We start from the raw sequence: 16,699 nt of genomic DNA, 5'->3' as shown, positions 1-16,699 counted from the left end.
AGCTTTAACGACCTAATGGGGTTTGCATGGAATTGCGTCATCTGCGGTACTTCATCGCTGTTGCCGAAGAGCTGCACTTTGGCCGGGCCGCGCAGGTGCTGGGCATCTCGCAACCGCCCCTGAGCCAGCAGATCCAGGCGCTGGAGCAGGAGGTGGGCGCGCGGTTATTTGAGCGTACCAATCGTCGGGTTGAGCTGAGCGAGGCGGGGCGCTTGTTCCTGCACGAAGCGCGGTTGGTGCTGGCCCAGGTGGACAAGGCGGCGGACGTCGCGCGGCGGGCGCAGTTGGGTGAGCTGGGGGAGTTGAAGATAGGCTTCACTTCGTCAGCGCCCTTCAACGCGAGCATTCCCCAGGCGATCTTCGCGTTTCGCCAGGCCTTCCCGGCGGTGCACTTGAACCTGCAGGAAATGAGCAGCACCGAAGTGGCCGAGTCGCTGGTGGATGAGTCGATTCAGGTGGGGTTGATGCGGCCCTTGCCATTGCCGGATTCGTTGAATGTGATCGAGCTGATGCGCGAACCCCTGGTTGCTGTCCTGAGTGCCGGTCACCCGTTGGTGGAAGGCAGTGAGCGTGGCTTGCACCTGGCCCAGTTAGCTGACGAGCCGTTTGTGTTTTTCCCACGCAGCTATGGGAGCGGCCTGTATGCCCAACTGCTCAGCCTGTGCCGCGACGCTGGCTTCAGCCCGCACTTCGCCCAGGAAGCGGGCGAGGCGATGACCATCATCGGCCTGGTGGCGGCGGGGTTGGGCGTGTCGGTGCTGCCAGCGTCTTACCAGCGCATCCGCATTGATGGAGTGGTGTATCGCACCTTACTGGACCCGGAGGCGGTGACCTCGGTATGGCTGGTACAGCGCAAGGGCGCGCAGACGCCGATGGCGAAGGCGTTTGTGGAGTTGTTGACGCTTAAGGCCACCCACTGATGTGCATAGGTTGCAATGCTTCATCGAAAATGTGGTGAGGGAGCTTGTTCCTTTGACGGCCAAGCGTTGCCGGGCGTGCTCGGTTCAAGTGCGGGAGGAGGCCTGCTCCCGATAGGTATCTAAAACATAACCTGAGAAAACGAGAGACTCGTGGTGAGCGGGCTTGACCCGCGCTGGGCCGCACAGCAGCCCCAAAACCAGACGTTGAGTTCTAACAGAAAAATACCCGCGTCTTTATTGGGCGGCCTCGCACCGCCCGCTCCCCACGGAGTCTCGGTTTTACTTGGTGGTCCCGGTTTGCTCAAACAACTGCGCCGCCGACCCTGCCTCACTACTCACACCATTGCTGCGCAAGCCCGCCATGATGTCGCTGTCCAAGTTGTTCACCCAGCGGTTGTAGTTGCGATGAATCTTGCCGTCCTTGTAGCCCAGCTCGCGGCTGTCGCGGTAGGTGATGGCGTAACTGTTGCGGGTGTAACGGATGTCGATGGCGGCGTAGTACTGGTTACGCACGGTGATCTCGGCCTGCACCAGTTGCGGGCTCAGGCGTTGCACGGTCCACTCGCGTTTTTGCAGGGCGTTGACGATAACCGTCTTCATTTTTTCTTCGCTGACCTGGGTGTTCGCCGGCAGGTCGTGCTGGGTGTTGAGGACCGGTTTGCTGGTGCAGCCGGCAGTGGTCAACAGCGCCAGGGTGATCAGGGTGACGCGTAGCAAGGAAGACATTCCGTATTCTCCAATCGTTTAAAAAGTCAGGACCAGCGGCGGAAGATCAGCGACGTATTCACGCCGCCAAAGGCAAAATTGTTGTTCATCACGTAGTCGTGGTGCATCTCGCGGAATTCACCTTGCAGGTAGTCCAGCTCCCCGCACTGCGGGTCGACGGAGTCCAGATTGAAGGTGTGCACGTATTGGTTGCGGTTCATCATCTCGATGCTGAACCACGACTCCAGCGCCCCGCACGCCCCGAGGGTGTGGCCGAGGAAGCTTTTCTGCGAGCTGATGGGCATGCGCTTGCCGAACAGGCTGCTGGTGGCCAGGGTCTCGGCGATGTCGCCTTGATCGGTGGCGGTGCCGTGTCCGTTCACGTAGCCAATCGCGTCTGGTGTGAGCCCAGCGTCCTCAAGGGCAAGCTCCATGGCGCGGCGCATGGTTTTCTGTTCCGGGCGGGTGGTGTGCTGGCCGTCAGCGTTGCTGCCGAAGCCGACCAGTTCCGCGTGAATATGTGCACCCCGCGCCAGGGCGTGTTCCAGCTCCTCAAGTACCAGCATGCCGCCGCCTTCGCCGATCACCAGGCCGTCGCGGCCGCTGTCGTAGGGGCGTGGGCTGGTTTGCGGGGCGTCGTTTTTCAGGCTGGTGGCGTAGAGCGCGTCGAACACCATGGCTTCGGTGGGGCACAGCTCCTCGGCGCCGCCGGCGAGCATCAAGGGCAGGCGGCCGAACTTGATCGCCTCATAGGCATAACCGATGCCCTGGCTGCCGCTGGTGCAGGCGCTGGACGTTGGGATCAGCCGCCCGGTCAGGCCAAAAAAGATGCTGATATTCGCCGCCGTGGTGTGCGGCATCATCCGTACATAGGAGTTGGCGTTCAGCCCCTCGGCCACCGAATTGAGCAGCATATTGCCGAACGCCTTGATCTCATCGGTGCTGCCGGTGGACGAACCACACGCCACACCCATGCGCCCATCCTTGATCGACTCATCACCGAGCAACCCGGCGTCCTGCAATGCCTGCTCCGCCGCCCATACCGCCAGGCGCGAGACACGGCCCATGCTGCGCAGCTGCTTGCGGGTCCAATGGGCCGGCACGACGAAATCGTCGATAGGGCCGGCCAGGCGCGTGTTCAGTTCGGTAAAACGGTCCCACTCGTCCATGCGCCGAATGCCGCTGCGGTTGGCGCGAAAGTTGGCGGAGATGGTCGCCCAATCTCCGCCCAGGGAGGTCATGCCGGCCATGCCGGTGACGACTACACGTTTCATCAGCACAAGCCTCCATTGACGGCCAACACCTGGCGGGTGATATAGGCGGCTTCGGCCGACATCAGGAAATTCACCGCACCGGCGACTTCTTCGGGAGTGCCCATGCGCTGTGCCGGGATCATTTTCATCAGCTCTTCCACCGGTACGTTTTCATCCAGCATCGCGGTGTCGATCAAGCCGGGGGCTACACAGTTGACAGTGATCTTGCGCTTGCCCAGCTCGATGGCCAGGGCTTTTGCCGCGCCGATCAGGCCGGCTTTCGAGGCGCTGTAATTGACCTGGCCGCGATTGCCGATCAGCCCCGACACCGAGGTAATGCACACGATACGCCCGGCTGCGCGACGGCGAATCATTGGCATCATCACCGGGTGCAGCACGTTGTAGAAACCATCCAGGTTGGTGCGCATCACCACGTCCCAATCGTCTTCCGACAAGGCCGGGAACGCTCCGTCGCGGGTCAGCCCGGCATTGAGCACCACGCCGTAGTAGGCGCCATGTTGCTCGACGTCGGCCTCAAGGATTTCCTTGCAGGTCGCACGATCCGCCACATCGAATTGCAGCACCCGTGCCTTGCGGCCAAGGGCTTCGATTTCGACTTGCACTGCATCGGCTTCGGCACGGCCGCTGCGGCAATGCAGCACGATGTCATGGCCGGCCTGGGCCAGGCGCAGGGCAATGGCGCGGCCGATGCCACGGCTGGAGCCGGTGACCAGTACGGATTCAGTCATGGCGTTTCGTCCTTCGATTCTTCTAAATAATTGGCCGCCTGGGGCGGTCGAAATACGTTCAAGCGGGCGCTAGCCTGGATACCGTCGCCGGTCAGGTGGCATTCGAACACACCCATGCCGTTGTCGTCTTCCAGGGAGCGCAGGCCGTGGATGTTCAGCTCGGCGCCCACCGGGAAGTGTTCCACGTTGCATTCGAACTTACGTGTGCCGAGCAGGAAGCCCAGTTCCACCGCCTCGCCCCTTTGGCGTGCGCGGCAACCGGCGTAGGCGGCGACGCTCTGCGCCATCAACTCGATGCCGACCCAGGCCGGCAAGCTGCCGTCAGGGCGGTTGAACAGGCCGCCAGGCTTGACGGTGAGACGGGTGTGAATCTGCTCTTCGTCGAACGACAGCACTTGGTCGATGAGGATCATGTCGCCCGCGTGGGGCAGTAGCTCGGCGAGTGGCCAGTTGGTCATGGGGCCTCTCCGATAATCAGGCTGACGTTATTACCGCCGAAGGCAAACGAGTTGCTCATCAGGCAGGTTTTTCCCAAGGTTTCGTCGCTGCGTGCCCATTGCAAGGCGGGCAACGCGGGGTCGGCCTGGCCGTCCCATACGTGGGGTGGGACGCGGCCGTGAGTCAGGCTCAGCCAGCAGAAGGCCGCTTCCAGCGCACCGGCGGCGCCGAGGGTGTGGCCGCTCATGGGTTTGGTGGATGAGCAGGCTACGCCTTCGGGGAACAGGCTGGCGACGGCCAGGCTTTCCATGGCGTCGTTGTGCTGGGTGGCGGTGCCATGCAGGTTCAGGTAGCCGATCTGCTCCGGCGCCAGTTTTGCACTGGCCAAGGCCTTGCGCATCGCCTGCAACGCGCCTTTGCCGGTAGGTTCGGGCGCGGAGATATGGTGTGCGTCGCAGCTGGCGCCGCTGCCCAGCAAGGCAATCGGTGCCGGCGCTTTACTCATCAAAAACAGCACGGCCGCTTCGCCGATATTGATGCCGTTGCGGTTCGCCGAAAAAGGGTTGCAACGCTCATTCGAGACGGCTTCCAGCGCGCTGAAACCATTGAGGGTCAGCTTGCACAAGCTGTCCACGCCGCCGCAAATCACCGCATCGCACACTCCCAGATCAAGCAAGCGCTGGGCGCTCATCAGGGCGCGTGCGCTGGAGGTGCACGCGGTAGAAATCACGTAGGCAGGGCCGCTCAGTTGCAGCCAGTCGGCGAGGAAGTTCGCCGGGGCGCTGAGTTCCTGTTGCTGGTAGTCGTAGTCGCAGGGGAAGTGCTTGTCGCGCAGGTACAGGGCGATGCCGCGGCTGGCTTCGTCGATGCCCGAGGTGCTGGTGCCCAACACGACGCCAACGCGCGAAGCGCCGTAGGTGTGGATCGCCTGACGAATCTCGTTCTCGATCTGCAACGCCGCTTCCAGCAACAGTTGGTTATTGCGGCTGCTCTGCTGGCCGAGTTCCACCGGGATGGTTGCAAGCTCGCCGTGCACACTGCCGACCGGCAACACGCGCTCCGGCACCCAACCGCTTTCGGCGCGCATGCCTGAACAGTCACCGGCAAACAGGCTGCGGCTGACGTGCTCCTGACCGCGACCAAGGGCGCAAATCACGCCGAGGGCGTTGAGGTAGGCGGTCATTGGGCGGCACCGAGCGGTGTAATGCGGTAGCTCAAGGGTTGGCCGGTCATGGTCACACTGAAGACTTCTGAGGATTGGTAGACGATTTGCCAATGCCCCGGCAGGGTACGTGTGAGGCCCCTTGCCTGGGCGCTGGGGTAAAGCGCGCGCACGTCATCGGCTGAAGCCAGGGCAAACAGCAGGGCGGCGAACAGCTCCCGCGCCTGGGGATTGGGCGGCAGCAAGCCGTCGGCCTGCCAGGCGCCATCGATCAGTTTTTGCCGGGCCAGCGGGATGCCCAGCGGGTCCATCATCGACCAGCGGATTGCGCTGCCTTCGCGCTGGACCACCAGGAACCAGTCCTGGCTCTGGCCATCTGCATGGCGCTGCACATGCAGTTGCATTGGCAACGCCAGCGCGGGCGTTTTTTCCGGCAACGGCGGCTGGCTGGCGCAGGCGCTCAGCAATAGCAGGCAACCGATCAACAGGCTGCGCATCATGGTGCGCAACTCGCCAGAGGCTTGCGCGCCACACAGTTGACCAGGGTTTCTTCGCGCTGGCCCACCGGCGGCGGGTTGCGCAGGCCCCAGCGCTCCAGCAGGCCGAAGTCGCTGGAACGGCTCCACCACAGGTACGGGTATGAAACGTTCTGCGGGCCGAATTCAAAGCCCTGCTCGCGGAGCATCTCCAGGTATTCTTCGGCGCTTTTCTGCACATGCATGGGGTGGCGGAACAGCCAGCGGATCACCCAAGTGTCGATATAGGCTTCGGTGGATTCGGCAAACAGCAGATAGCCTCCCGGCTTGAGCACTCGGTAAAACTCTTTGAGTGCGCGATGCTGTTCGACCAGATGATGGAAGGTCTGGTGGCAGAACAGGATATCGACGCTCTCGTCTGGCACATCGAGGGTGGCGCAGTCGCTGCCGATCAGCTCGATGGCCAGGCCCTGGCGCGTGGCTTCAGCCTTGCTCAATTCCAGGCTATGAGGGTCTGCGTCCAGCCCGATCAGGCGCTCGGGGGCGAACACCTGCTGCAAATACTGGAAGGACTTGCCCTGGCCGCAGCCGGCGTCGAGCAATACCGGCGCTTCGGGCAGTGGGTCGGTGAACAGGCTGCGCAGGTCGTTGATCGCCACGCGCAGCACATGGTGCTGCCAGGTGTGGCTGCGCAGGAACCACAAACCGAATTTGGTTTCTTCGACGTAGTTTTTACTCAGGTATTGAGATGTCATGTCGGTTCACTCGCGCAAATCTCCGACAACATCCGCAACCGCCGCTTGGGCTCGCTGACAAACGGATTACGCTCGTCCCACGCGTAGCCTGCGAGGATCGCGCTGATCATGCGACGAATCTCCGGCGAGCTTTCAGGGTGGAAAATCACATCCTGGAATGTCCCCGCGTACCAGCCTTCGACGTAGCAGCGGAAGGTGTCGACGCCGCGCTTCAACGGTGCGGCAAATTCGGTTTGCCAGTCCACTGTTTCGCCTTTGAGCTGACGGTCCAGCAGGGCTGCCGCCATGCTCGCTGAGCGCATGGCGATGGTCACACCGGAGGAGAACACTGGGTCGAGGAATTCCGCCGCATTGCCCAGCAGGGCAAAGCCCGGGCCGTGCAGGGTTTTGACGTTGGCCGAGTAGCCGCCGATGGTGCGCGCTGGCGTGTCCCACACCGCGTTGTTCAGCACGCCGGACAGGCTTGGAGTTTCGTCGATAAAGCCGCGCAGGCAGGCGTCCAGGTCAGCGTCGCGGCCGTCGAAGTGCTCCTTGGCCGCGACCACGCCCACCGAGCACCGGCCATTGCTGAACGGAATGGTCCAGAACCAGATATCGCGTTTGGTCGGGTGAGTGGTTACCAGGATCTTGGTACGGTCGAAACCTGGGTGTTCGATGCGGTCTTCAACATGAGTGAACACCGCCTGGCGTACCGGAAAATTCGACGGCGCTTCCAGATCCAGCAGGCGCGGCAGCACGCGGCCATAGCCGCTGGCATCGAGCACGAACTTGGCTTTGATGTGGTACTCGCTGCCGTTTTCGCGGCGCACATGCAGGTAGCGGCTATCGCCCGCGAAATCCACGCCGACGATGGTTTCACCGTAGCGGATCTCCACGCCCTGCAATGCCGCCTGGTCGGCCAGCAACTTGTCGAACTCGCCTCGCTGCACCTGGAAAGTGGTCGGCTTGCCGTTGCTGAAGGTGTCGCTGAAGTCAAAGGCGCTGTAACGCTCGCCCCAGGCGAACGCTGCCCCGGTTTTTACCTGGAAGCCTGCGGCCTGCACGGCGTCGAGCATGCCAGCTTCTTCGATAAAGTCGATGCAGTGGGACAGCAGGCTTTCGCCGATCGAGAACCGTGGAAAATGCTGGCGCTCGATGATCAATACATCATGCCCTTTGCGCTTGAGCAGCGCGGCGGCGATGGCGCCGGACGGGCCGGCACCAATCACGACAACCTGGCGACGTTCCATTTCAACTGTGGGCACGAGGGCTCCTTGCCGCTATGGCGATAATCCGATTCATAAGGCGTGTTTCTGATGGCCAGCCCAGGGCGCCAGCATAAAGCTGAATGCCAGGCCCAGGCTGACCGATAAGCCGAAATTACTCACTGCGGGCGTGCTGGACACCGCCAGCAGGCCGAACGACAACCACGTTGTCAGCGCCGCAAGCAGTGTACCCAGCAGGCTCACGGCAGCACCGCCGATCTGCTCGCGCATCAGGATCGCGTAGTCGACGCTGATCGCCGTCACCAGCAGCAAGCCGAACAGGCTGAACAACGTCAGCGGCTGGCCCAGCCAACCGAGGCTGGCCAGGCTGCACAGTGCGGCGAGTAATGGCAGTGCAACGATGCGCAGGGCGCCGCCGAAACCAAACGGCAGGATCAGCAGCAACACGATCAGCACGCACGACATCAATTTCAGTTCCGCGGCGCTGATCTGGGTGGCGGCGAAGACGCGGTTCAGATCACCGAGGCGATCCACCAACTGCACGCCCGGCAAGTCCACGGCCTGCACCCGCAACAGCGCTGGGTTGTTCAGACCTTGCAGGCTGACCATCGCTGCAACACCGCCGTCCACCGGGCCGAGCCACAGTGTGCGCCAGGGTTCGGCCATCGGGCCTGCCAGTGCCGCGTCAATGTCTTCGGTGGGCAGCGCTTGCAACTGCGCAACTTCAGCTTGCAGGGCGCTGGCCGGCACGCCGAGGTCCAGCAGCGGCTGCCAATGCTGTGGCAGTGTGTTCAGTGCTTCGCGCAGTTGTTGCTGCTCGGCGGGCAGGTTGACCAGTTGATTGAGCGCCAGGTAACCCTGGAGCTTGTCCATATTCACCAATTGATCCAGGCGCTGGCCCAACGCGGCTAGGCGCTCCAGCAATTGCTGTTGATTCTCGGCGCGCACCAGGAAGAACTGGCTGGTGGGTTGGAAACCTGTGATGCGCGCCACGGCCTGGGCTTCTTGCAGCAGCTGCGGCGGCGCGCCGATCCACTGGCGGATATCGTTTTTGCTATTGAGCTGCCACAGGCCACCGGCGCAAAACAGCAACACCAGCGCCAGTAGCGCCGGGCTCGGCACGCGCGTGAGCAACGCGGCGCGAATCTGCCACAGGCATTCGGCGATACGCAGCGGCCATTGCGCCGGACGCAGTTCGACGCCCTTGAGCAATGCCGGCAACAGGCACACGGCCGACAGATACGCACCGACCAGGCCCGCCGCGGAGAACACCGCGATCTGGGTCAGCGCCGGGAACGGCGTCCAGGCCAGCGCCAGGTAACCGATGCAACTGGTGGCCAGGCTCAGACTCAGCCCTGGCAAGGTCAGGCGCAACGCTGGCCAACTGCGCCAGGGCTTGAGGCTCCAGCTTTTTGACAGGTAGTGCAGCGGGTAATCCACCGCGACGCCAATCAAGCTGGAGCCAAGCACCAATGTCATCACATGCATATGGCCAAACAGCGCCACACACGCCACGGCGCCAAACAGCATGCCCACCAGTACCGGCACGAAAGCCAGCAATACCCGCCATCGGCGGAACGCCAGCAACAGCAACAGCAGGATGCCCACGGTCGCGCCGCCACCGACCCAGGTGATTTCCCGTGTGGCCTGCTGCTGACCATTGGCGGCGTATAACAAACCACTGGCCGCCAGCAGTTGCGCGCCTTGCTGGCCGGCCTGTTCACGGCTGGCCTGGAGCAAATCCGCTACTTGCAGCGGCAGTTTCATATCAAAGGCATTGCCGGTGGTGCGCGCGCGCAGCAACACCCAACTTTTGCCGTCGGCATCGGCGATCAACGCGCCGCTGCCGATATCCAACTGCACCGAGCCACGTTGCGGCTGGCTGTTCTGGATGCGTCCGGTCAGGCCCAGCCAGTCATCCTGGCTCGGCACCAGGCTGAAGCCGGTGAACGGGTCGAACAGCGCCTGCACGCGCTGCTGGATAAAGGCGTCGGGGTGTTCAATCAGTTGCTCGCGGTCCTTGGTCGAGAGCATCGCCAAACGGCCGCGCAGCAATTGCTCGCGCAGTGCCGGCAAGTCGGCTTGCAGGTTCCACTGCACCTTTTCAAACAGACCGCTGGCCTGCCAGCGCTCGCCCAACTGTTGTGCCACAGCCACCGCTTGCTGGCGGTCGGCATGCCCCACCAGTACCAGCATCTCGCGGTTCAGCGGTTCCTGCATGCGCTGTTCGGCTTGCAGTTCCAAGGCGTTCGGCGTGCTGCCCGGCACCAGTTCCATCAGGTTGGCCGACAGCGGCGCACCGTGGCGCCACTGCCAGCCGGCCAGGGCCAGCACCGCCACCAGCAGGATAAGGAACAGGCGCGGCAACAGGCGCTCACTGGGCAAAGTCGTGTTGCTCCGCGTCGCTCAACGGTTGTTCGGCGGTGCTGTCCTGCATGCGCAGTACGGTGCTGTCGCCTTGGGTTTCCAGCAGCTCGATTTTTTGCACCAGCGCGCCGCCGTCGATATTGATCTGGGTGAACACTTGTTTCAGCAGCAGCGAGCGAGGGATCAGCGTCAGCTTCCATTGCGTAGCCTCGCCTTGCAGTTGCAGCTCGAAATCCCGCTGCAAGCCGCTGCTGTCGCCTTGGAGTACGGCGAGGAACAACCGATTCTGCTCGGCACCGGCGCTCTTGTTTGGCAGTGTCTGCCAGCCATTGGCTTCACGCCGGGCGATGCCTTGGGCGCTGATGCGGTAGTCCTGTTGCAATGGGGTTTTGAGCAGCCATAGCAGGCCGTGGTCTTTGGCGAGGACGAAAGTACCCTTGCTGACCAAGGGCTGTGGCAGGGCACGCAGGTGTTTTTCCTGGGTGAAGCTGCCGTGGATCACGGAAGGTTTTGCCAACTGATCGCTGAGTTGTTGCAGGTCGAAGGCGTGGGCGCTGACGCTCAGCAGCAGGCCCACAAACAGGATGATCGCTCTCATGTCAGGGCCCTCTCGACCGCATCTGTGAACACTTTGGGTGAGGCCAACTGCATCTCGCGGCTGGCCATCTCCACCGCCACTTGCACGGTAGTGGCGCGGGTCAAACGCTCGCCGCTGGCCAGGTCCGTAATCAGGTAATTGACCTTCAAGCGGTTCTCCCATTCCACCAGGCTGGCGCGCACGTTGATCGTCTGGCCGAACACTGCCCCGCGCACGTAGCGCAGTTGCATGTCGATGACCGGCCAGGCATAGCCGGCTTCGAGCATCGCCGTGTAGTTGTGGCCGATCTTGTCCAGCAGCGCGCAGCGCGCCACTTCCAGATACTTCACGTAGTGCCCGTGCCACACCACGTTCATGGTGTCGACGTCGAAAAATGGCACGAGGATTTCGGTGTCGCAGTGCAGTACGCCGGGGCTACGCATGCAGCCTCCAGTGTTGCTCGGCGATGCGTTGCAGGCACAGGCGCAGTTCGCCTTCCAGGGCGCGGTCTTCGATCACCGGCGGGAAGTCCTTGGCCAGTTCCTCATGCATGGCGGCCAACGCCGGTGGCAGCGCCCGCGCATCCTCGGCCTGGGCGCGCAGCCACACACCTTGGTTGGCGGCGAGCAAGGTGGCGGCGGCAACCTGTTCGGTCAGCTCCAACACGCGAATTGCATCGCGGGCGGCGATGGTGCCCATGCTCACTTTGTCCTGGTTGTGGCACTCGGTGGAGCGCGAGAACACGCTGGCCGGCATGGTGTTTTTCAGCGCTTCGGCGGTCCAGGCGCTGGTGCCGATCTGCACGGCCTTGAAGCCATGGTTGATCATCGCGCGGTCGGCTGGCGCGCCAGACAGGTTGCTCGGCAGGCCGTGGTTGTAACGCACGTCAACCAGCAACGCGAGTTGGCGATCGAGCAGGTCAGCTACGTTGGCCACCAGGGTCTTGAGGCTGTCCATGGCAAAGGCGATATGCCCGCCGTAGAAGTGCCCACCGTGCAGCACGCGTTCTTCTTCGGCGTCGATGATTGGGTTGTCGTTGGCGCTGTTCAGCTCGATCTCGATAAACGAACGCAGCCAGTTCAGGCTGTCCGCCAGCACGCCGAGGACGTGGGGCGCGCAGCGCAGCGAGTAGCGATCCTGCAGGCGGTGCAGCGGTGCGGTCGGCGCGTCGATCGCCAGGTCCTTGCGCAGCCAGGCGGCGACTTGCATCTGCCCAGGGTGCGGCTTGGCGGCGAACAGGCGCTCGTCGAAGTGTTCCGGGTTGCCTTGCAGCGCGACCACGTTGAGCGCGGTGATGCGTGTGGCGAGTTGCAGCAGGTAGTCGGCGCGGGCGAAGGCGAGGCAGGCGAGGCCGGTCATCACGGCGGTGCCGTTCATCAGGGCCAGGGCTTCTTTCGGACGTAAAACCAGCGGGTCCCAACCCAACTCGCGGTGCACGTCGGCGGCCTGGCGACGTTCGCCACGGAACATCACCTCGCGCTCGCCGGACAGGGTCGCGGCCACGTAGGACAGCGGCGTCAGATCACCGCTGGCACCCACCGAACCTTCTTCCGGGATCAACGGCAGCACGTCGTGTTCGAGGAACGCGTGCAGGCGCTCCAGCAACTCCACGCGCACGCCTGAAACGCCGTGGCACAACGACTGCAACCGCGCGGCCAGCACGGCACGGGTGGCTTGTGCATCGAGCAATTTACCCAGGCCGCAACCGTGGAAGGTGTACAGGTGACGGGGCAGGGCCTCGACGTGTTGCAACGGCACTGCGACCACGCACGAGTCGCCGTAGCCGGTGGTCACGCCGTAGATCACGCCTTCCTTGTCCAGCAGCGAGTCGAGGAACTGCGCGCCTTTGGCGATGCGCTGGCGATACGCGGCGTCGCCCTGCAACTGGGTGGGCGCCTGACGGTTGGCCAGGGCCAGCACGTCTTCGATGCGCAGGGGGCGTTCGCCAAAGGTTACCGGCTCAAGATGCGTCGTCATCGGTCTTCCAGAAAGGGTAAAAGTTGAACCATTGTTGGGGCGCTTCCAGGCAGAACTGGCCCAGGCGTGCGGCGTAGCGTGAGGTCCACTGAGCGATGACCTGCTCGCGGGTGCTGCGCTTCCATTCGATCAAGGGGGTGAACGGTTCGATAGTCAGGCGATAACGCCCAGTGTGCTTAAGGCACATCAGCAGGTTGACCGGGCATTTGAGCAGGCCGGCCAGCAGCCACGGGCCTTGGGGGAATGCGGCGTCATGGCCGAGGAAATCCACGCGCACCGTGCGCCCGCCGTGCAGCGGCACGCGGTCGCCCGCAATCGCCAGCCACTCTCCCTCGTCCAGGCGCTGGCTCAGCAGCAACATCGTCGCCGGGTCCAGCTCGCTGACCTGGATCAGGCGCAGATGACTCGCCCCGGCTTCGCCCAACAGGCGGTTGAATTGTTCGGCGTGCTTGGTGTGCACCAGCACGTTCATGGTGACCTTTTCGCCGATTTCCGCCAGCGCGCGGCACACTTCGAGGTTGCCCAAATGTGCGCCGACCAGCATCTGGCCGCGCTCGCCGCGCAGTTGCCCGCGTAGTTTCGCCGGGTCGTTGATTTCGATTTGTTCCAGGCGCAGCTTGCCGTTCCACACGTCGAGTTTGTCGAGCAGGGAATCGGCGAAGGCCATGAACTGGCCGAATACTTTGCGGTGGCTGGGGCGCAACTCATCGCGCCCGCTCCATTCGGCCAGGCGCTGCTGGTATTGCCAGGCGCTCTGGCGCGCGCTTCGGCCGAACAGGAAAAAGTACAGCACGATGCCGTACAGCACCGGGCTCAGCAGGCGTCGGCCGAGGACTTTGGCCGCGAAGGCGGTGAATTTCATCAGCCAGTAGCTGCCGCGTTCTTCGCGGTCGGCCCAGTGTTGCGTGTTGTCGCTCATGCCTTCCACCGTCGCCACAGGATCATCGGCGCGCGCACCAACATGCCGAAAAACAGCCGCGTATGCATGGCGCTGATACGCACGTTGTCGTGGAACAGGCGAAAGTGCGACAGGCCGTCGGTGGGGTAATGCACTTTCGTCGGCAGCCAGCGCATCGGCTGATTACGCCATGCCAGGCGCACCAGGATGTCCGAGTCGAAGTCCATGCGCGTGCCAATGTAGGCCGAGTCCATCAGCGCCAGCACCGGTGTCAGCGGGTAGACGCGAAAGCCGCACATCGAGTCGCGGATCTGCAGCGACAGCGTGTTGATCCACACCCACACGTGGGTCAGGTAGCGCGCGTACAAGCGGCCTTTGGGCACGCTTTCATCGTATTCGGGGTAGCCGCAGATAATAGCGTCGGGGTGCCTGCGCGAGGTATCGACAAACGTTTCGACTTCGCGCAAATCATGCTGACCGTCGGCGTCCACTTGCAGGGCGTGGGAATAGCCAAGGCGTGCAGCTTCGCGGAAACCCGCCATGACCGCGCCGCCCTTGCCTTGGTTGTGTGGCAGGGTCAGCAGAGTCACGTTATTGAGGGTCGCCAATTGCGCCAACACCGCCGCGCACGCCGGGCTGCTGCCGTCGTCGACCAACAGGCAGGGCAGGCCGCTGTTCAACAGGCTTTGGACCACGGCGGGCACGGCGGCTTCGTGGTTGTAGACCGGGATTAGGGCGCAGGGGTTATGCATCGACAGTCTCCAGCAGAATCCGCCCACTGGAGCAGGCCGCGACGCCGTTGCGGTAGGCGAAATACAGCTTGCCGCGCTCCTGGTCGAAGCGCAGGTGCAATTCGATACGATCGCCGGGGCGTATCAGTTGCTGGAACTTGAGCACTTCCATCCCGGCAAAGGTCGCGGGCAGGTCGAGCAGGTGTTGGCCCAGGTTGAACGCCCATTCTACTTGCACCACGCCCGGCAGCACGGGGGTGACCGGGAAGTGCCCGCTGAAGTAGGCCAGGTCCGGCGGCACACTCAGTTGCACGGTCCATTCGCCATCGGCTTCGATCTGCCCCAACACCTCCGGCGCCTTTGGCCGTGGCGCCAGCAGCAGCGCGGCCACATCGGCCTGGGGCAGTTTTCCCTGGGCGTTCAACGGCAACTGTCGCAGCAGGCGCCAGCGACGGGGCAGGGCCAGGGCTTCGCAATGCTGGCTCAGATGCTGGCGCAGGGTTTGAGTGAGGCTGCGGCGGCCTTGGTTGCGCAGGGCGTGTAGGCCTTCAGCGCTCAATACCACTAGGGCACCGAGTGACGCGCGGTTTTCTTGCACCACGCCCAGGCGCGTTTCCGCGACCCATGGGTGGGCCATCAGCGCTTGTTCCAGCATCGGCAGGGAGATGCGTTTTTCTTCCAGCTTGACGATGCGGTCCAGGCGACCCAGCAGCTCGAAGCGACCATCGGCATGGATATGTGCAGCGTCAGCGGTTTGTTCAATATGCCCTGCTGGCAGGTAAGGCGAGGCGATGCGCAGAGCGCCGTCGGCGTCCTGGCTCAGTTGCACATCGGCAAACGGCTGCCAGGGTTGCGCGCCCTGGCGCCAGGCGATGCCGCCGGTTTCCGAGCTGCCGAGAATTTCCGTCGGCCATTGGTGCAAACGCTCGTAAAGACTGGCGGCGGCTTCGACGGGCAAGGCGCCGCCGGAAGAGAACACTCGCGACACCTGGCTCAGCGCGGGCCAGTCGAGGTTGTCGCCCATGCGTTTGAGCAGTGCCGGGCTGGCCACCCAGGCAAATTGAGGGTGTTCGCGGCTGGCGCGTTGCAAGTCTTCGGGAAAGGCCAGTTGCTTGCGCACAAAGGTACGACCGGCGCACAACGGCCACAGCACCCGGAACAGCAACCCGTAAATGTGCTGGGTGGCGACGCTGCCGATGATGCAGGCGTCTTTAAGGTCCGCACCCCACAATGCTTCCAGCGCTTGAACCTCGTTGGCTAATTGGCGCAGGGTTTTGTCGATACGCTTGGGCTCGCCGCTGGAGCCGGAGGTGCACAGGCTCAGTTTGCACGTGTCCAGGTCGAGCGCGGCAGCAGGCAACGGCGCCTGGTACAGCGCGTCGAGATCGGCGGGTTCGACCAGCCAGGCGTCGACGGCATCGGCCCAGCGTTGGCGGGTCTGGGGCTGCAGATCGGCGGGAAGCAGTACGCTGACCCCTGCGCGCCAGGCGCCCAGCAGGGCGATCGCCAGCACGCCGGCATCTTCCAGGTGCACCGCCAGACGCCGAATACCGCGCGCTTGCAGTCCCGCGGCCAGGCCGAGTGATTGTTCCCACAGCTGGGCGTGATTCATTGCAGGTTCGGTGGTCACCAAACGCTGTTGCAGCGGCTCAAGCAGCAAGTGCTCAAGTTTCAACCCATTCATATGCGGCCTCGAACCCTTTGTCGTACAAGCCATTCCACGGCAAACAACAGCCCCATCAATCCGTAGGCGATCAGGCCGTTGTACAACGTCCACCAGCTCAGTGGCGCCCACAAGGTTAGGGCGGCAGCGAGCAGGCCATTACACAGAAAAAACACGCTCCACACCACGGTGACCTGGCGGGTATACACAATCGCGTTGGGCGGTAACTCCGGGTCGGTCATGCGTGCCAGGCGCTCCACCATCGGCGGGCCGTATTTCAGGCTCAGGCCAAACAGCGCGAGCATGAAGGCACTGACCAGGCTCGGGTACCAGCGCAGCAAATGCGGGCTGTCGAACCAAGCCAGTAACAGGCAAAACACGATCATCGCCAACGCCATCCAGCGACTGCCGGGACGTGGTGCGCCGATGAACGCGCGCAACAGCCAGAGGCTGCCCAGCAGCAGCCCGAATTGCCACGGCGCAAAATGCTCAGTGCCGTAATACACCGCAAAGGGGTACAGCAGCCCCGCCAACAACAGGCCAAGGCCGATCAGCCGGCTCATGCGGCGGGTTGGACCAGACGGTACACCGCCTCTACCACGTCGTTCACTGTGCGCACGGCCTTGAACTCTTCGGCGGCAATCTTCTTGCCGGTCTGGCGCTTGATATGGTCGATCAGATCCACGGCATCGATGCTGTCGATTTCCAGGTCCTGATACAGGTTGGCGTCGAGGGTGACGCGCTCTGGGGGGAGTTCAAACAGTTCCACCAAGGCATCGCGCAGGGTGTTGAAAATATCGTCACGAGTTTGCATGGTCCGGTC

Annotated in this window: 18 protein-coding genes; 1 reads left to right on the top strand and 17 read right to left on the bottom strand. The window is 63.1% G+C overall.

The features are described 5' to 3' along the window. Positions 1-26 precede the first annotated feature (26 nt). Entirely contained in the window at positions 27-920 is an 894-nt protein-coding gene (locus tag ACVWXD_RS22545) for a LysR family transcriptional regulator (RefSeq protein WP_122764232.1), read from the top strand. Positions 921-1,199: 279 nt separating this feature from the next. Here ACVWXD_RS22545 and ACVWXD_RS22540 read toward each other — a convergent pair whose 3' ends face one another. Genes ACVWXD_RS22540 through ACVWXD_RS22460 form a run of 17 tightly spaced genes read right to left on the bottom strand, consistent with a single transcriptional unit; the run spans position 1,200 to position 16,690 of the window. Further along, positions 1,200-1,646: a hypothetical protein gene (locus ACVWXD_RS22540; RefSeq protein ID WP_181643775.1), complete on the bottom strand. Its 447-nt coding sequence runs from the start codon at positions 1,644-1,646 to the stop codon at positions 1,200-1,202. Positions 1,647-1,672: 26 nt separating this feature from the next. Next, positions 1,673-2,899, bottom strand: a complete 1,227-nt coding sequence (locus ACVWXD_RS22535; protein WP_095186120.1) for a beta-ketoacyl-ACP synthase — start codon at positions 2,897-2,899, stop codon at positions 1,673-1,675. Next, a complete protein-coding gene (fabG, locus tag ACVWXD_RS22530) occupies positions 2,899-3,627 on the bottom strand; it encodes a 3-oxoacyl-ACP reductase FabG (protein WP_032890302.1) in 729 nt (242 codons plus the stop codon). Before fabG ends, ACVWXD_RS22535 begins: the two co-directional genes overlap by 1 nt. After that, the gene (locus ACVWXD_RS22525) at positions 3,624-4,085 is read right to left on the bottom strand and encodes an ApeP family dehydratase (RefSeq protein WP_457371335.1); all 462 of its coding nucleotides are present in this window, start codon (positions 4,083-4,085) and stop codon (positions 3,624-3,626) included. The genes fabG and ACVWXD_RS22525 overlap by 4 nt, the downstream gene beginning before the upstream one ends. Further along, positions 4,082-5,248: a beta-ketoacyl-[acyl-carrier-protein] synthase family protein gene (locus ACVWXD_RS22520; protein ID WP_122682117.1), complete on the bottom strand. Its 1,167-nt coding sequence runs from the start codon at positions 5,246-5,248 to the stop codon at positions 4,082-4,084. Before ACVWXD_RS22520 ends, ACVWXD_RS22525 begins: the two co-directional genes overlap by 4 nt. Next, the gene (locus ACVWXD_RS22515) at positions 5,245-5,727 is read right to left on the bottom strand and encodes a hypothetical protein (protein WP_032890308.1); all 483 of its coding nucleotides are present in this window, start codon (positions 5,725-5,727) and stop codon (positions 5,245-5,247) included. Before ACVWXD_RS22515 ends, ACVWXD_RS22520 begins: the two co-directional genes overlap by 4 nt. Beyond that, positions 5,724-6,458: a class I SAM-dependent methyltransferase gene (locus ACVWXD_RS22510; RefSeq protein WP_032890309.1), complete on the bottom strand. Its 735-nt coding sequence runs from the start codon at positions 6,456-6,458 to the stop codon at positions 5,724-5,726. Before ACVWXD_RS22510 ends, ACVWXD_RS22515 begins: the two co-directional genes overlap by 4 nt. Next, positions 6,455-7,702 carry an NAD(P)/FAD-dependent oxidoreductase gene (locus ACVWXD_RS22505; RefSeq protein WP_081797837.1) on the bottom strand — a complete coding sequence of 416 codons (1,248 nt, stop codon included), beginning with the start codon at positions 7,700-7,702 and terminating at the stop codon, positions 6,455-6,457. The genes ACVWXD_RS22510 and ACVWXD_RS22505 overlap by 4 nt, the downstream gene beginning before the upstream one ends. A gap of 33 nt (positions 7,703-7,735) precedes the next feature. Then, on the bottom strand, positions 7,736-10,048 hold the full coding sequence (locus tag ACVWXD_RS22500) for an MMPL family transporter (RefSeq protein ID WP_122756631.1): 2,313 nt from the start codon (positions 10,046-10,048) through the stop codon (positions 7,736-7,738). Next, positions 10,038-10,628 carry an outer membrane lipoprotein carrier protein LolA gene (locus ACVWXD_RS22495; protein ID WP_095186114.1) on the bottom strand — a complete coding sequence of 197 codons (591 nt, stop codon included), beginning with the start codon at positions 10,626-10,628 and terminating at the stop codon, positions 10,038-10,040. Before ACVWXD_RS22495 ends, ACVWXD_RS22500 begins: the two co-directional genes overlap by 11 nt. Further along, a complete protein-coding gene (locus tag ACVWXD_RS22490) occupies positions 10,625-11,050 on the bottom strand; it encodes an acyl-CoA thioesterase (RefSeq protein ID WP_181643773.1) in 426 nt (141 codons plus the stop codon). The genes ACVWXD_RS22495 and ACVWXD_RS22490 overlap by 4 nt, the downstream gene beginning before the upstream one ends. Continuing rightward, complete coding sequence (locus tag ACVWXD_RS22485; RefSeq protein ID WP_032890318.1) at positions 11,043-12,584, bottom strand: HAL/PAL/TAL family ammonia-lyase; 1,542 nt, start codon at positions 12,582-12,584, stop codon at positions 11,043-11,045. Before ACVWXD_RS22485 ends, ACVWXD_RS22490 begins: the two co-directional genes overlap by 8 nt. Further along, the gene (locus ACVWXD_RS22480) at positions 12,568-13,503 is read right to left on the bottom strand and encodes an LpxL/LpxP family acyltransferase (protein WP_032890320.1); all 936 of its coding nucleotides are present in this window, start codon (positions 13,501-13,503) and stop codon (positions 12,568-12,570) included. Before ACVWXD_RS22480 ends, ACVWXD_RS22485 begins: the two co-directional genes overlap by 17 nt. Continuing rightward, the gene (locus ACVWXD_RS22475) at positions 13,500-14,234 is read right to left on the bottom strand and encodes a glycosyltransferase family 2 protein (protein WP_095186112.1); all 735 of its coding nucleotides are present in this window, start codon (positions 14,232-14,234) and stop codon (positions 13,500-13,502) included. The genes ACVWXD_RS22480 and ACVWXD_RS22475 overlap by 4 nt, the downstream gene beginning before the upstream one ends. Beyond that, positions 14,227-15,897, bottom strand: coding sequence for an ApeI family dehydratase (locus ACVWXD_RS22470; protein ID WP_457371334.1), 1,671 nt, complete (start codon positions 15,895-15,897; stop codon positions 14,227-14,229). The genes ACVWXD_RS22475 and ACVWXD_RS22470 overlap by 8 nt, the downstream gene beginning before the upstream one ends. Next, entirely contained in the window at positions 15,894-16,439 is a 546-nt protein-coding gene (locus ACVWXD_RS22465) for a COG4648 family protein (RefSeq protein ID WP_032890326.1), read from the bottom strand. Before ACVWXD_RS22465 ends, ACVWXD_RS22470 begins: the two co-directional genes overlap by 4 nt. After that, entirely contained in the window at positions 16,436-16,690 is a 255-nt protein-coding gene (locus ACVWXD_RS22460) for an acyl carrier protein (RefSeq protein ID WP_003187949.1), read from the bottom strand. Before ACVWXD_RS22460 ends, ACVWXD_RS22465 begins: the two co-directional genes overlap by 4 nt. Positions 16,691-16,699: the final 9 nt, after the last annotated feature.

This window comes from Pseudomonas sp. TE3911 (genome assembly GCF_054062775.1).
Note: the sequence above shows the minus strand (reverse complement) of the source record. Positions and strands in the feature narration are given on the sequence as shown.

Bases quoted from the DNA above. Each gene is read 5' to 3' on its own strand.
- ACVWXD_RS22520 (WP_122682117.1), bottom strand. From the start codon at position 5,248: ATGACCGCCTACCTCAACGCCCTCGGCGTGATTTGCGCCCTTGGTCGC.
- ACVWXD_RS22525 (WP_457371335.1), bottom strand. From the start codon at position 4,085: ATGACCAACTGGCCACTCGCCGAGCTACTGCCCCACGCGGGCGACATG.
- fabG (WP_032890302.1), bottom strand. From the start codon at position 3,627: ATGACTGAATCCGTACTGGTCACCGGCTCCAGCCGTGGCATCGGCCGC.
- ACVWXD_RS22545 (WP_122764232.1), top strand. From the start codon at position 27: ATGGAATTGCGTCATCTGCGGTACTTCATCGCTGTTGCCGAAGAGCTG.
- ACVWXD_RS22475 (WP_095186112.1), bottom strand. From the start codon at position 14,234: ATGCATAACCCCTGCGCCCTAATCCCGGTCTACAACCACGAAGCCGCC.
- ACVWXD_RS22460 (WP_003187949.1), bottom strand. From the start codon at position 16,690: ATGCAAACTCGTGACGATATTTTCAACACCCTGCGCGATGCCTTGGTG.
- ACVWXD_RS22485 (WP_032890318.1), bottom strand. From the start codon at position 12,584: ATGACGACGCATCTTGAGCCGGTAACCTTTGGCGAACGCCCCCTGCGC.
- ACVWXD_RS22495 (WP_095186114.1), bottom strand. From the start codon at position 10,628: ATGAGAGCGATCATCCTGTTTGTGGGCCTGCTGCTGAGCGTCAGCGCC.
- ACVWXD_RS22470 (WP_457371334.1), bottom strand. From the start codon at position 15,897: ATGAATGGGTTGAAACTTGAGCACTTGCTGCTTGAGCCGCTGCAACAG.
- ACVWXD_RS22510 (WP_032890309.1), bottom strand. From the start codon at position 6,458: ATGACATCTCAATACCTGAGTAAAAACTACGTCGAAGAAACCAAATTC.
- ACVWXD_RS22490 (WP_181643773.1), bottom strand. From the start codon at position 11,050: ATGCGTAGCCCCGGCGTACTGCACTGCGACACCGAAATCCTCGTGCCA.
- ACVWXD_RS22480 (WP_032890320.1), bottom strand. From the start codon at position 13,503: ATGAGCGACAACACGCAACACTGGGCCGACCGCGAAGAACGCGGCAGC.
- ACVWXD_RS22535 (WP_095186120.1), bottom strand. From the start codon at position 2,899: ATGAAACGTGTAGTCGTCACCGGCATGGCCGGCATGACCTCCCTGGGC.
- ACVWXD_RS22540 (WP_181643775.1), bottom strand. From the start codon at position 1,646: ATGTCTTCCTTGCTACGCGTCACCCTGATCACCCTGGCGCTGTTGACC.
- ACVWXD_RS22515 (WP_032890308.1), bottom strand. From the start codon at position 5,727: ATGATGCGCAGCCTGTTGATCGGTTGCCTGCTATTGCTGAGCGCCTGC.
- ACVWXD_RS22465 (WP_032890326.1), bottom strand. From the start codon at position 16,439: ATGAGCCGGCTGATCGGCCTTGGCCTGTTGTTGGCGGGGCTGCTGTAC.